14 protein-coding genes are annotated in these 13465 nt (G+C 54.4%); 8 read left to right on the forward strand and 6 right to left on the reverse strand.

Annotated elements, in window-relative coordinates:
- Positions 1-97 precede the first annotated feature (97 nt).
- The 4 genes from fabI (at position 98) to pdeR (ending at position 6372) form a co-directional block, all read left to right on the forward strand.
- On the forward strand, positions 98-886 hold the full coding sequence (fabI, locus tag GNG29_RS12410) for an enoyl-ACP reductase FabI (protein ID WP_103179873.1): 789 nt from the start codon (positions 98-100) through the stop codon (positions 884-886).
- A gap of 159 nt (positions 887-1045) precedes the next feature.
- Positions 1046-2038 (forward strand): CMD domain-containing protein, encoded by a 993-nt coding sequence (locus GNG29_RS12415; protein WP_156654646.1) that lies wholly within the window; start codon positions 1046-1048, stop codon positions 2036-2038.
- Between the two features lie 88 nt (positions 2039-2126).
- Positions 2127-4061: an exoribonuclease II gene (locus GNG29_RS12420; protein WP_156654647.1), complete on the forward strand. Its 1935-nt coding sequence runs from the start codon at positions 2127-2129 to the stop codon at positions 4059-4061.
- 319 nt (positions 4062-4380) lie between these two features.
- On the forward strand, positions 4381-6372 hold the full coding sequence (gene pdeR / locus GNG29_RS12425) for a cyclic di-GMP phosphodiesterase (protein WP_156654648.1): 1992 nt from the start codon (positions 4381-4383) through the stop codon (positions 6370-6372).
- Here the strand turns inward: pdeR and GNG29_RS12430 are convergent.
- Positions 6369-7238, reverse strand: a complete 870-nt coding sequence (locus tag GNG29_RS12430; protein WP_156654649.1) for a crotonase/enoyl-CoA hydratase family protein — start codon at positions 7236-7238, stop codon at positions 6369-6371. The genes pdeR and GNG29_RS12430 overlap by 4 nt on opposite strands.
- Positions 7239-7430: 192 nt before the next feature.
- Between GNG29_RS12430 and GNG29_RS12435 the strand changes: the two genes are divergently transcribed.
- The 3 genes from GNG29_RS12435 to osmB all read left to right on the forward strand — a co-directional run bounded on the left by GNG29_RS12435 (position 7431) and on the right by osmB (position 8919).
- Entirely contained in the window at positions 7431-7613 is a 183-nt protein-coding gene (locus GNG29_RS12435; RefSeq protein ID WP_103179877.1) for a hypothetical protein, read from the forward strand.
- Between the two features lie 68 nt (positions 7614-7681).
- Positions 7682-8437, forward strand: coding sequence for a DNA-binding transcriptional regulator YciT (locus tag GNG29_RS12440; RefSeq protein WP_103179878.1), 756 nt, complete (start codon positions 7682-7684; stop codon positions 8435-8437).
- 266 nt (positions 8438-8703) lie between these two features.
- On the forward strand, positions 8704-8919 hold the full coding sequence (gene osmB / locus GNG29_RS12445) for an osmotically-inducible lipoprotein OsmB (protein ID WP_103179879.1): 216 nt from the start codon (positions 8704-8706) through the stop codon (positions 8917-8919).
- Positions 8920-9030: 111 nt separating this feature from the next.
- Here the strand turns inward: osmB and yciH are convergent, their stop codons facing one another.
- The 5 genes from yciH to pgpB form a co-directional block, all read right to left on the reverse strand.
- Entirely contained in the window at positions 9031-9357 is a 327-nt protein-coding gene (yciH, locus tag GNG29_RS12450) for a stress response translation initiation inhibitor YciH (RefSeq protein WP_156654650.1), read from the reverse strand.
- Entirely contained in the window at positions 9357-10094 is a 738-nt protein-coding gene (pyrF, locus tag GNG29_RS12455) for an orotidine-5'-phosphate decarboxylase (RefSeq protein WP_103179881.1), read from the reverse strand. The genes yciH and pyrF overlap by 1 nt, the downstream gene beginning before the upstream one ends.
- A gap of 180 nt (positions 10095-10274) precedes the next feature.
- Positions 10275-11444: a lipopolysaccharide assembly protein LapB gene (gene lapB, locus GNG29_RS12460; RefSeq protein ID WP_103179882.1), complete on the reverse strand. Its 1170-nt coding sequence runs from the start codon at positions 11442-11444 to the stop codon at positions 10275-10277.
- Positions 11445-11450: 6 nt separating this feature from the next.
- A complete protein-coding gene (locus GNG29_RS12465; RefSeq protein ID WP_103179883.1) occupies positions 11451-11759 on the reverse strand; it encodes a LapA family protein in 309 nt (102 codons plus the stop codon).
- A gap of 151 nt (positions 11760-11910) precedes the next feature.
- Complete coding sequence (gene pgpB, locus GNG29_RS12470) at positions 11911-12675, reverse strand: phosphatidylglycerophosphatase B (RefSeq protein ID WP_156654651.1); 765 nt, start codon at positions 12673-12675, stop codon at positions 11911-11913.
- A 197-nt stretch (positions 12676-12872) separates the two neighbouring features.
- Between pgpB and ribA the strand changes: the two genes are divergently transcribed.
- A complete protein-coding gene (ribA, locus tag GNG29_RS12475; RefSeq protein ID WP_168192025.1) occupies positions 12873-13463 on the forward strand; it encodes a GTP cyclohydrolase II in 591 nt (196 codons plus the stop codon).
- Positions 13464-13465: the final 2 nt, after the last annotated feature.

Raw genomic sequence — 13465 nt, forward strand, 5'->3', positions numbered from 1 at the left:
TAACACTGTACGCGACACATGCTATTATCGCCGCGTTTTAACGACGGTTGTCCAAAAATGACAGCCGCCACAACAATGAATATAAGGATTAAGAGCTATGGGTTTTCTTTCCGGTAAGCGCATTCTGGTCACTGGCCTTGCCAGCAAACTGTCCATCGCATACGGTATCGCACAGGCGATGCATCGCGAAGGTGCTGAGCTGGCATTCACCTACCAGAACGACAAGCTGAAAGGCCGCGTAGAGGAGTTCGCCGCGCAGCTGGGTTCCAGCATTGTTCTGGAATGCGACGTTGCTAAAGATGAAAGCATCGATGGCATGTTCGCCGAGCTGGCAAAAACCTGGCCGAAATTTGACGGTTTCGTTCACTCCATCGGTTTTGCACCAGGCGACCAGCTCGACGGCGACTATGTAAACGCGGTCACCCGTGAAGGCTTCAAAATCGCACACGACATCAGCTCCTACAGCTTTGTGGCGATGGCGAAATCCTGCCGCTCCATGCTTAACCCGGGCGCAGCTCTGCTGACCCTGTCCTATTTGGGCGCTGAGCGCGCTATCCCGAACTACAACGTAATGGGTCTGGCAAAAGCCTCTCTGGAAGCCAACGTGCGCTACATGGCGAACGCAATGGGTCCGGAAGGCGTGCGCGTAAACGGCATCTCTGCCGGTCCAATCCGTACTCTGGCGGCTTCCGGCATCAAAGACTTCCGTAAAATGCTGGCGCATTGCGAAGCGGTTACCCCAATCCGTCGCACCGTGACCATCGAAGATGTGGGTAACTCCGCAGCCTTCCTCTGCTCTGACCTCTCTGCTGGCATCTCCGGCGAAGTGGTTCACGTTGACGGCGGTTTCAGCATCGCTGCAATGAACGAGCTGGAACTCAAATAAGTTCATTACCTTCCCGCTCCGGCGGGGAGGTATCCCCACCGTTTCGCCCGCTTTCCCCGCGTTATTCCGTTCCGCTATTTGTTATCACTTAACAATATTTTTCCGCTTATCCGCCTTCCGCCAGGATATTGATCGCCATTTTGAGATCAAGGAACGCACATGGAACAACGCCGTATTTCTGGCAAAGGCCACTGGTATCATGAGACCCAGTCCAGTAGCAGCCCGACGGAAGTCCTGCCTTTGGTTCCCGAAGCCGCGCATGTCGCCGATCGCTTTTTGCTGAACATCGCGCTACCGGCAACGCTGCTGGCAGCCTGTGAACGCTGGTTAACCCCGGCCCGGGCGCTATGCGACCTTTTTTTCCCGCGCACCGTCACCGTTACCCGGCTGCGCACGCTGAGCGCCTACGATCGTTTCAGCACTGCTCTGACTGTCGCCCAGGTGTGCGGCGTGCAGCGTCTGTGTAATCACTACGCCGCCCTTCTCGCCCCGCTCCCCGGTCCCGACTCCTCCCGTGAAAGCAATCGCCGTCTCGCCCAGATCACCCAGTATGCCCGCCAGCTTGCCAGCTCGCCGGATGTGATTGACAGCAAAGCGCAGCAGGGGCTCGATGAGGTGGGCCTGACGGTGTATGACATCGTGACCATCAATCAGATTATCGGCTTTGTGGGCTTTCAGGCGCGCGTGGTGGCGGTGTTTCAGGCCCTGCTCGGCCACCCGGTGCGCTGGCTGCCGGGGCACCATATCCCGCCTCACGCCCTGCCGGACGATAACGACCTGAACACGTGGCAGCCTGCCATACCCGAGGTTGAGCGTTGTCAGGCCAGCCCACAGCAGCTGGCCTCGCTTGAACGCTGGCAGGACGAGCCGTTATTGCATCCCCTTACGTCGGTGCTCTGTCATGAACCGTTGATCCTCGATCAAACCGGTGAAATTCTCATCAGTGGCATTCACACGGCGTATAAAGACGATGAGGCGGTAAGGCGTGCGGTAGAACAGCTGGCGCGATCGCCGGATCAGTTCAGCGCCGCGCAGTTTACCCCGCTGACAGATGATGGCCAGTCGCCCGTACAGGCCATCAATCTCCTCACCTGGAGCGCTTTTTGCGGCTGGCTGAACCGTCTGAAAATCGCCATTGGCAGAAGCGAATAACCACACTAACGACCGAAAGAGCGCTTGCTGTAGCAGTGAGATTCGCGTAAAACTGTCAGCCGCTCAATGGCTACGAAAATAGATCACTATGCTCCAGGACAACCCGCTGCTAGCGCAGCTTAAACAGCAACTGCATTCCCAGACGCCACGTGCTGAAGGGGTCGTAAAAGCCACGGAAAAAGGCTTTGGCTTCCTAGAAGTCGATGCGCAGAAAAGTTACTTCATTCCGCCTCCGCAGATGAAGAAAGTGATGCACGGCGATCGCATTACGGCCGTGATCCATAGCGAAAAGGATCGTGAATCAGCCGAGCCTGAAGAATTAATTGAACCGTTCCTGACCCGTTTTGTGGGTAAGGTGCTGAGAAAAGATGACCGTCTGTCCATCATTCCGGACCATCCTCTGCTGAAAGACGCCATCCCCTGCCGCGCTGAGCGTGGCGTGACGCATGATTTTAAAGAAGGTGACTGGGCCGTAGCAGAAATGCGCCGTCACCCTCTGAAGGGCGATCGCGGTTTTTATGCCGAACTCACCCAGTTTATCACCTTCGGTGAAGACCATTTCGTACCGTGGTGGGTCACCCTTGCCCGCCATAATCTGGAAAAAGAGGCGCCAGAAGGCGCAGCGACTGACATGCTGGACGAAGGTCTTGAGCGTCGCGATCTGACTGCACTGAATTTTGTCACCATCGACAGCGCCAGCACCGAAGATATGGACGATGCGCTGTATGTTGAAGAGCAGGCTGACGGTAAACTGCTGCTAACCGTAGCGATTGCCGATCCTACAGCCTGGATCGCGGAAGGTACCCCGCTGGATGACGCGGCGAAAATCCGTGCCTTTACCAACTATCTGCCAGGCTTCAACATCCCGATGCTGCCGCGCGAGCTGTCGGATAATCTCTGCTCGCTGCGCGCTAACGAAGTGCGCCCGGTACTGGCCTGCCGCATGTCCATCGCTGCCGATGGCACTATCGAAGAGAACATTGAGTTCTTTGCTGCGCTGATCGAGTCTAAAGCCAAGCTGGTGTACGACGAGGTCTCTGACTGGCTGGAAAACAGCGGTAGCTGGCAGCCTGAGAATGAGGCCATTGCCGACCAGATCCGCCTGCTGCACCGTGTCTGTCTGAGCCGTAGCGAATGGCGTAAGACCCATGCGCTGGTCTTTAAGGATCGCCCTGACTACCGTTTCATTCTCGGTGAGAAAGGCGAAGTGCTGGATATCGTGGCGGAGCCGCGTCGCATTGCTAACCGCATCGTTGAAGAGTCGATGATTGCGGCGAACATCTGCGCGGCCCGCGTACTGCGCGACAAACTCGGTTTCGGTATCTATAACGTGCATACCGGGTTTGATCCGGCTAACAGCGAAGCCCTGGCGGCCCTGCTGAAAACCCATGACGTGCATGTGGATCCGCAGGAAGTTCTGACCCTGAATGGCTTCTGCAAGCTGCGCCGTGAACTGGATGCCCAGCCATCTGGTTTCCTGGACAGCCGCATTCGTCGCTTCCAGTCTTTCGCTGAGATCAGCACCGAACCTGGCCCGCACTTTGGTCTGGGGCTGGAAGCCTACGCCACCTGGACCTCACCGATTCGTAAGTATGGCGATATGATTAACCACCGCCTGCTGAAAGCGATCGTTAAAGGCGAAACCATTGCCCGTCCACAGGACGAAGCCACGGTGCAGATGGCCGAGCGCCGTCGCCTTAACCGCATGGCTGAACGCGACGTCGGTGACTGGCTCTACGCCCGGTTCCTGAAAGACAAAGCCGGAACGGAGACCCGTTTCGCGGCGGAGATCATCGATGTCAGCCGTGGCGGCATGCGTGTGCGTCTGGTGGATAATGGCGCCGTAGCCTTTATTCCTGCGCCGTTCCTGCACGCCGTACGTGACGAGCTTGTCTGCAGCCAGGAAAACGGCACCGTGCAAATCAAGGGCGAAGTGGCCTATAAAGTGACCGAAGTTATCGACGTCACTATTGCTGAAGTGCGCATGGAAACACGCAGCATTATTGCCCGCCCTGCCGTCTGATTATTGAGTGCTTAAAAGTCGGTTCACCTCATTTGAGGGAACCGACTTTTTTTTGCGTTAACGTCAAATTCATCATTTTTACTTATCTTTTACTCCCCTAAATTGCGAAAAGCGATCACACTTATTCATGACAGTCTGGTGAATGCTTTAACGTGTCACCAGAATATTCATTCGCCTGTATCCTTTTTTGCCGATCTCGTTCTAATATAAGAATACTGGGAAAAAACAATAAGTTTAGTTCGGGTTTACCGTTATTTAAGCACGGTAAAACCGACTGAAAATGCACAGTGTGTGCAATTAAGTGCGCCTGGGAGAGAGCATGATTGACGATCTGGAGCAAAATTTGCTGTTTCGTTACATGGGCACCCACAGTCCCTGGTGGCGACTGACGGCGGACAGTAACGCGCTCCATCTTGCGGCCAGCGAAAGCGCCGATACCACGCAGGTTGTGGCGCTGAATGACGAGCAGGCCAACAGCATTCGCCAGATGACGGTTATTACCTCCAGTATTACCATGACGCTCTCCCTCTACGGAACCGAGGTGCCAGTGCACCTGGTGGGACGTAAGATCAATAAAAAAGAGTGGACCGGTACCGCCTCCGCCTGGAACGACACCCCTTCCGTCGCCCGCGATCTGGCGCAGGGGTTATCCTTTGCCGAGCAGGTGGTTTCAGAGGCCAACTCGGTCATCGTTATTCTCGACCGGCACGGCAATATTCAACGCTTCAACCGCCTGAGCGAAGAATATACCGGGATGAAAGAGCACGAGGTTATCGGTCAGAACGTCTTTAAACTGTTTATGAGCCGCAGCGAGGCAGCGGCTTCCCGGCGTAATATCAGCGGTTTTTTTCGGGACGGCAGCTCCTATGAAGTGGAACGCTGGATTAAAACCCGCAAAGGGCAGCGTTTGTTTTTATTCCGTAATAAATTCGTGCACAGCGGCAGCGGAAAAAATGAAATATTCCTTATCTGTTCCGGTACGGATATCACTGAAGAACGCCGTGCCCAGGAACGTCTTCGTGTACTTGCCAATACCGACACCATTACCGGCCTGCCAAACCGCAACGCTATCCACGATCTGATCAGCGAAGCGATTGAAACCCGTGGCGATGGCCAGGTGGGCGTGGTCTATCTTGACCTCGATAATTTCAAAAAAGTGAATGATGCCTACGGGCATATGTTTGGCGATCAGCTGCTGCAGGCGGTGGCGCTGGCTATCCTCAGTTGCCTGGAGGACGGGCAGGTTCTTGCGCGTCTGGGTGGCGACGAGTTTATCGTGCTGGCAACCGGTACGTCACAGGGTGCGCTCGAGGCCATGGCTTCGCGGATCCTCACCCGCCTGCGTCAGCCTTTCCGGATTGGTTTAATTGAAGTCTACACCGGCTGTTCGCTGGGGATCTCCCTCGCGCCGCAGCACGGCACCGATCGGGAAAGCGTGATACGCAACGCCGATACGGCCATGTATACCGCGAAAGAGAACGGACGCGGCAAGTTCTGCGTTTTCTCCCCGGAAATGAATCAGCGCGTATTTGAATATCTGTGGCTGGACACCAATCTGCGCAAGGCGCTGGAGAATGATCAACTGGTGATCCACTACCAGCCCAAAATTACCTGGCGTGGCGAGGTGAGAACCCTCGAAGCGCTGGTGCGTTGGCAGTCTCCGGAGCGCGGACTGATCCCGCCGCTGGAGTTTATCTCCTACGCCGAAGAGTCCGGACTGATCGTTCCATTGGGGCGTTGGGTGATGCTGGATGTGGTTCGTCAGGTTGCCAAATGGCGCGATAAAGGCATCAATTTACGCGTGGCGGTCAACGTTTCGGCCCGCCAGCTGGCAGATCAGACGATTTTCAGCGATCTGAAACAGGCGCTGAAGGATCTCAATTTTGAATATTGCCCCATTGACGTTGAATTGACCGAAAGCTGCCTGATTGAAAACGAAGAGCTGGCGCTGTCGGTGATCCAGCAGTTCAGCCAGCTGGGGGCGCAGATCCACCTTGATGATTTCGGAACCGGTTATTCGTCGCTGTCGCAACTGGCGCGTTTTCCCATCGATGCCATTAAGCTCGACCAGGCATTTGTCCGGGATATCCATAAGCAGTCGGTGTCGCAATCGCTGGTGCGCGCGATCGTTGCAGTCGCTCAGGCGCTGAATTTGCAGGTGATTGCCGAAGGGGTCGAGAGTGCGAAAGAAGACGCCTTTCTGACGAAGAACGGCGTCAATGAACGACAGGGATTTCTGTTTGCTAAACCCATGCCCGCTGTCGCTTTCGAGCGATGGTTTAAACGCTATCAGTCACGCAATGCGCGCTAGCTGGCTTTACGCAGCCCCGATGCCGTGTGGCGGTCCTGCAACAGCACCAGCCGCTGCATATAGGCCACGTCCTTAGGTTGCAGGCAGAATGCGGCGTCTACCCAATCTTCCGTGATGTCCATCAGCTCACTGCGCGACAGCTGCAATACCCGCTGGCGGGCGCGCAGCATCGCTCTGACGCCATTCATTTTGGGTTGTAACGTGTCGATGAAGGTCCGCGTCGCCACGTAGCCCTGGCCGGGTTCGAACAGCACGTCCACCAGCCCCTGCTGCTCATACCATTCCGCAGTGTGCGACTCCCCTTTATAGATCAGCTCTTCTGCCAGTTTCATACCAGAGCGGCGGGCAACCAGCGAGTAGCCTCCCATCCCGGGGAACAGGTTAAAGGCGATTTCAGGAAACCCTAAGCGGGCATCCCGTTGCGCCAGTAAAAAGTGGTGCGCCAGCGCCGCTTCAAAGCCACCGCCAAGGGCACTGCCCTCTACCATCGACAGGGTGATCGCCCCGGTATCAAATCCCCGCGATGCGGCGTGGACACAGTCCACACAGGCGCGGGCATAGGCCCGAAGCGCTTCCCGACGACCGTTCTCAATGCACTCGACAAAGAAGCGTAAATCGCCGCCAGTATTATACATATCGGGCACCAGCGAACCGGTCACCCAGAAATCAACCTCAAACCCGGACTGACGCACCAGCCAGGACAGGTTCATAATCTCCTCTATAAGCGCATGATTGAAGCAGGGACGCGGCTGGGCCCGTAACATCATCCACACGGTACGTCTCTCCTCCTCGTAATAGCCGGCGAGCTGAGTGAATCGTGCAGAATCAGTGAACAGTTTACAGGTTGCCTGATTGATAATTGTCATAGTCTAATTCCTCATAGAAAAAAGCGCCTTGCGCGCAGAGTTAGACTAATCCACTACATAATTCCTACGTATAAAGAAGCATCAAAATATCACCACCATTAATGGGCTTTCGTTAGCTCACTTTTTCCCTTCTCTTTTGCCTTCAATTTCTGCATCATTGAATTTATTCACTTTTCATTTAGGGATGAGATTATGTCTGATATCGATGCACTGAAAGTGGCGCAACGTATTGATACTGTGCTGGATATTCTGGTCGCAGGCGATGTGAACTCTGCTCTTCGTAATCTCGAGATATTAAAATCAGAATTACTGACCCAGGCGGGCGAGCAGAAAAACCCCGAGGCAGTATCGCCTAAATCCCCCTGGGAAGTTTAAGGCTCGATCCATCTCTCGTGTTTATGTCAGTTTTCAACTAACGGCGATGCCGTTTTAATATGGATGCTATGAACTCCCGACAACAAGTAATATTACAGATGGTGATCGATACAGGGCGTGTGAGTGTCGTTGATCTGGCAAAAGCGACCGGCGTGTCAGAAGTCACCATCCGCCAGGATCTCAATCTTCTGGAAAAAATGAGCTATCTCCGTCGCGCGCATGGTTACGCCGTCCCGCTGGACAGCGAAGATGTTGAAACGCGGATGATGAACAACTATGCGCTGAAACGCGAGCTGGCGGAGTTTGCCGCGTCTCTGGTGAATAATGGCGAAACGGTGTTTATCGAGAACGGCAGCTGCAATGCCCTTCTCGCGCGCACGCTGGCCGACCAGAAAGAAGAGGTTACCATCGTGACGGTGAGCAGCTATATAGCGCATCTTCTGAAGGAGACGCGCAGCGAAGTGATTTTGCTCGGCGGCATTTACCAGAAAAAAAGCGAAAGCATGGTTGGCCCGCTTACCCGTCAGTATGTGCAGCAGGTCCATTTCAACAAGGCATTTATCGGCATTGATGGCTGGTTGCCTGATACCGGCTTTACCGGACGGGACATGATGCGCTCGGATGTGGTAAATGCGGTGCTGGAGAAAGGCGGCGAGACCATTGTGCTCACCGACAGCTCAAAATTCGGCGCGGTTCACCCTTATACAATGGGCCCGGTCTCTCGCTTCAGCCGGGTTATTACCGACGAGGGCATTAAACAGGCGCACATCGCTAATCTGCAGCAAGACGGCTTAACCGTCGATATCGTCAAAAAACCTGCCTGACCCTACTCTAACGCCCGAATATCGGGCGTCATTTTTCTGCCCCTTCGCTCTGAGACTTTTCTGAACCCCCGTTTAAGACTATTTACCTGTCGGATCAGTAATAAAGACGTAAAATTATTGTTAGCGATATAACAGGAAGTAACTATCACCTGCGTGATCTTGTAACGCCTGCGCAATCAAGTTTAATGGAATAACGCGCTTGAGGGGGATTGATAACCATTTAAGCGAAATGATTTCCGTGGATCAATACTTCAGGAGAATGAATTATGACTTTTAACAGCAAAAAATTATCCGCTGCTATGCTGGCCGTTACGCTGGCATTATCCCTGAGCGCGTGCTCCGGCATGAGCAGACAAGACCGTAATACCGCGATTGGTGCGGGTGCTGGCGCAATCGGTGGTTCCGTCTTAACTGACGGTAGCACGCTGGGTACCCTGGGTGGTGCTGCAGTGGGTGGGATCATCGGTCACCAGGTTAAATAACCTACCGATTGCCACCGCAGTCATTTGATAACGCCCTGCTGTTCTGGCGCTATCTCAAAATAAAAACAATAAGCCACGGTCTGACCGTGGCTTATTTGTTTTGGCGGTACGTTAACCGCCCGCTAATTTCACTTTCATCCCTTTTGCTTCCAGGAAGGATTTAATGAGATCCCGCTTATCGCCCTGGATCTCAATAACGCCATCTTTAACTGAGCCGCCGCATCCGCATTTTTTCTTCAATTCTGCGGCAATCTGCGTAAGGGTGGCATCGTCGGCGTCAATTCCGGTGATCAGCGATACGCCCTTCCCTTTACGTCCGCTGGTCTGGCGTTGAATACGTACAATGCCATCACCTTTTGGTCGCTCCGCGACCTCTTTTGGCTCATCAATGCGCCCGGTTTCTGTCGAATAGACCAGGCGGCTGTTAGTGTCGCGCATTACGCCCCCTTCTGAAGTGATGCGTTGATAGCTTTAAGGGTTTGTGCCGGATCGGCTGACTGGGTGACCGGTCGACCAATAACCATATAGTCCACGCCCGCCGCCAGCGCCTGTTCTGGGGTCATGATGCGGCGCTGATCGCCTGCATCGCTCCCCTGGGGACGGATACCCGGCGTGACAAGCTTGAAATCCTGTCCGATGGCACTTTTGAAGCGAACGGCTTCCTGAGCAGAGCAGACGACGCCATCAAGGCCACAGGAGTGCGTCAGGCGGGCCAGACGTTCGGCATGCTCTGCCGGTGACAACGTCACGCCAAGGTCCAGCAGATCGCTGGCTTCCATGCTGGTCAGCACGGTAACGGCAATCAGCAATGGGGCCTCTTTACCGAAGGGTAACAGCGCTTCGCGAGCGGCGGTCATCATACGCGCCCCGCCGGAGGCGTGAACGTTCACCATCCAGACTCCAAGCTCAGCCGCAGCCGCAACCGCATGGGCCGTGGTGTTAGGAATATCGTGGAATTTCAGATCCAGAAAGACATCAAATCCGCGCTGCTGCATATCCCGAACAATTTGCGGACCAAAAAGCGTGAACATCTCTTTACCGATTTTCAGGCGGCAGTCTTGCGGATCAATTCGATCAACGAACGCCAGGGCATTGTCGCGATTGTTGTAATCCAGAGCGACAACAACAGGAGATTCAGTAACTACGCGGGAGGAAGATGAAGCTACAGACGTCATGACCGGACCTTCTCGTCGATGGGCGCCGCATCGGCGCGGGAATGTTAAACGGCGAGCATTCTACCTGCGCACCACAAAAATTAACAGGTTACATTTTCTTTCCTGCCAGACTACAGCGCGCACGGACCCAGTGTTTCACCTTAATTAGTATGTTGTAACTAAATTAAGCCTTTTTAAAAATTACTGCCCATCGAGGCCGCGAATTGGCTTAATGGTGGACCAGGCGCGGCATGACGGACAGTGCCAGTAGAGGGTATAGGCCGTAAAACCACACTTCTGGCAGCGATAGCGCGGCTTGCTGCGCACCTGCTCGCCTACCATGTCGCGCAGCACCATCAGGCTCTCTTTGGCGCGCCCCTCTTCTGCCTCGTTCAGGTGATAATCCATCAACTTATGGAAGACGCGCATGGTGGGATGGCGCTGCAGCTGGCGGGTAATGTAGACCTGCGCCGTATCACTGCCCTCGTGTTCCTGAACCACATCCGCCAGCATCAGCTCCGCTGTCGCCCCGGTGTTCTCTTCCACGCAACGGCGCAGGAAAGCCACCCACTCTGAGGTCATGCCCAGCTGCTGATAGCAGGTTTGCAACATCTCCAGGGTTTCGCTGACCAGCTCTTTATCCTGATCGATAACCCGGAGCAGACTCTCCACCGCCTTCTGGTAATCCCCTTTCGCCATATAGACGCGCCCCATCATGATGGAGACACGCGCGCTGCTGCGATCCGCGGCGGCACCCTTGCGAAGAAGCGCCATGGCTTTGTCCATATCTTCGCTGCCCATCTGTTGCAGGGCGAGTTCACAGTAAAAGTGGCCAATTTCAACGCGCTGTTTATCTTTACCGAGCTTCACCAGACGTTCAGCAACGTCGATCGCTTTCTGCCATTCGCTGGTGGCCTGGTAAATCTGCAGCAACTGCTGCAGGGCGCTGATGCGAAAATCAGTTTCATCCACCAGCTGCTTGAACATCTCTTCGGCGCGATCGTAGAGGCCGGCCGCCATGTAGTCACGGCCCAGCTGTTGTACCGCCAGCAAACGCTGCTCATAGGTTAATGAGGCGCTCTCCATTAAGGTCTGGTGGATGCGGATGGCGCGGTCGACTTCACCGCGGGAGCGGAACAGATTACCGAGCGTAAGGTGGGCTTCAACGGTACCGGTATCCTCTTTCAACATCTCAAGGAACAGATCGACCGCTTTATCCTGTTGGTTGCTCAGAAGGAAGTTAACCCCGGCGACATAGTCGCGAGAAAGACGGTTCGCCTCATCCTGCTTTGTTTGTTGCGCACTTCTGCGGCCCATATACCAGCCATAGGCTGCGGCTACAGGCAAAAGCAGAAACAACAACTCCAGCATCTTAGATTATTCCTTCGCTACCGGCACACCTGAACTTACCGGAACGTCGGCCGGAGGCGCAATTTGGTTTTCAAGACGTTTAATCTTTCGTTCAGCCCGGGCGAGTGTTACCCGAACTTTAAGCCAGAACAGACCGCAAATCAGCCAGCCGATAACAAACCCGGCAGCAAACAGAACCGCCAGGAGGCTGGATATCCGATATTCGCCTTGCGCCAGCAGATAATTAAACGTTACCTGTTGATCGTTTTGCGCACCCAATGTGACGGAAATGACAAAAATCGCCAACACCAGTAAGAAAATGAGTAAATATTTCACATTACTTCCCGTTATGTGGTTTAAGCGAATAAAGAGTGTTCACCATAGCGTAACCAGCCTTATAAACTACCATTTTCAGGACGGGCGCGAAACGGAAAAAGCGTCGCGCCACGTCCAGATCTGCGGCTTAATATAATAATTTCAACCTTAGTCAGCTTTCTTGCTCTCTGTCGGCAATTTCCCGCTTCTCTTCAGCCGGAGGCGTGAGCGGGCCACAGAATCGCTGAGCAAGCCAGGTCGCACAGGTGATCAACAGCCAGGAAATCAATGTGGCGACCACCAGATCCCGCGGCCAGTGCATGCCAAGCAGCAAGCGGCTTCCCATCACGCCCGTCGCCCAGACCAGCAGTACCACAATAGTCACCGTGCGCCGACGCGGCCACAGCAACCCTATCCCCAGTAACGCCCAGCTTGCCGCGAACATGGTATGCCCGGACGGGAAAGCAAAACCGGTCTCTTTCTGCCAGTGTTTACGTAAAAAAGTGGGAATAGTCTGTTGTTCAGCAAGCTGTTCTTCTACCAGCTCACCGCGCGCTTTACGCTTTAAATTGTAGAAGTCGTTGACCGGGACATGGTGAGTTTTTTCCAGCCAGACCACGAAAGGACGCGGCTCCTGCACCCGATCTTTTACCAGAGATTTAACGCCCTGACCCACCAGAATGACCCCCGCAAGGATGGCAAAGAGCATGATGGCTGCCCGCAGGCGGAAACGCAGGCACCACAAAAACCAGCCGCAGAGTAGCGTATGCGTAATAATTCCCCAGGGCTGGGTGACGGTCTCCGTTATCCAGAACAGCACCTTCAACCATCCGCTATTCGTGCCTGGCTGCCACTGCCAGCCCGATATCCATAAGGCCGCAGGCATAATGAGCAATATCCCCGCGCCAACCGCCGTGCGGCGGGCAATTGAAAGCATGTCGTCTCCTTTTTCCGATAAGCCTCACAATCATAACCGAAAAATCAGAACTGCGTAAAAATGTCGGATTGTGCGTTTAACGTTCGTTAAGCCGGCAGTGATTAGGTGAACCCGTGCAGCTTGTGGCAAAATAAGAACATACCGACAGCCAAACAGGCGACAGACACAAGGCGTGTCAGCATTTTCTGGAGAATCACATGCAGCTTAAACGTGTGGCAGAAGCCAATCTGCCAACCCCCTGGGGCGATTTCCTGATGGTGGGCTTTGAAGAACTGGCAACCGGGCAGGATCATGTCGCGTTAGTCTTCGGCGATACGTCCGGGCAGACGCCGGTTCTGGCTCGCGTTCATTCTGAGTGTCTTACGGGTGATGCCCTGTTTAGCCTGCGCTGCGATTGTGGTTTTCAACTTGAAGCTGCCCTGTCGCGCATCGCCGAAGAGGGCCGGGGCATTCTGCTGTATCACCGTCAGGAGGGCCGCAACATCGGTCTGCTGAATAAGATCCGCGCCTATGCGTTGCAGGATCAAGGCTACGATACGGTTGAAGCTAATCACCAGTTGGGCTTTGCTGCCGATGAACGTGATTTCACCCTGTGCGCGGATATGTTCAAGCTGCTGGGCGTCGATGAAGTGCGTCTGCTGACCAACAACCCGCGGAAGGTGGAGATCCTGACCGAAGCCGGGATCAACATCGTAGAACGTGTGCCGCTGATTGTAGGGCGTAACCCGAAAAACGAACACTATCTGGATACCAAAGCGGCCAAGCTAGGTCATCTGCTTAATAAGTAAAA

The organism is Leclercia sp. Colony189, from assembly GCF_009740165.1.
In the GTDB taxonomy this organism is placed as follows: domain Bacteria; phylum Pseudomonadota; class Gammaproteobacteria; order Enterobacterales; family Enterobacteriaceae; genus Enterobacter.

Coding starts and splice junctions, on each gene's coding strand:
- fabI (WP_103179873.1), top strand. CDS start 98: ATGGGTTTTCTTTCCGGTAAGCGCATTCTGGTCACTGGCCTTGCCAGC.
- GNG29_RS12415 (WP_156654646.1), top strand. CDS start 1,046: ATGGAACAACGCCGTATTTCTGGCAAAGGCCACTGGTATCATGAGACC.
- GNG29_RS12420 (WP_156654647.1), top strand. CDS start 2,127: ATGCTCCAGGACAACCCGCTGCTAGCGCAGCTTAAACAGCAACTGCAT.
- pdeR (WP_156654648.1), top strand. CDS start 4,381: ATGATTGACGATCTGGAGCAAAATTTGCTGTTTCGTTACATGGGCACC.
- GNG29_RS12430 (WP_156654649.1), bottom strand. CDS start 7,238: ATGACAATTATCAATCAGGCAACCTGTAAACTGTTCACTGATTCTGCA.
- GNG29_RS12435 (WP_103179877.1), top strand. CDS start 7,431: ATGTCTGATATCGATGCACTGAAAGTGGCGCAACGTATTGATACTGTG.
- GNG29_RS12440 (WP_103179878.1), top strand. CDS start 7,682: ATGAACTCCCGACAACAAGTAATATTACAGATGGTGATCGATACAGGG.
- osmB (WP_103179879.1), top strand. CDS start 8,704: ATGACTTTTAACAGCAAAAAATTATCCGCTGCTATGCTGGCCGTTACG.
- yciH (WP_156654650.1), bottom strand. CDS start 9,357: ATGCGCGACACTAACAGCCGCCTGGTCTATTCGACAGAAACCGGGCGC.
- pyrF (WP_103179881.1), bottom strand. CDS start 10,094: ATGACGTCTGTAGCTTCATCTTCCTCCCGCGTAGTTACTGAATCTCCT.
- lapB (WP_103179882.1), bottom strand. CDS start 11,444: ATGCTGGAGTTGTTGTTTCTGCTTTTGCCTGTAGCCGCAGCCTATGGC.
- pgpB (WP_156654651.1), bottom strand. CDS start 12,675: ATGCTTTCAATTGCCCGCCGCACGGCGGTTGGCGCGGGGATATTGCTC.
- ribA (WP_168192025.1), top strand. CDS start 12,873: ATGCAGCTTAAACGTGTGGCAGAAGCCAATCTGCCAACCCCCTGGGGC.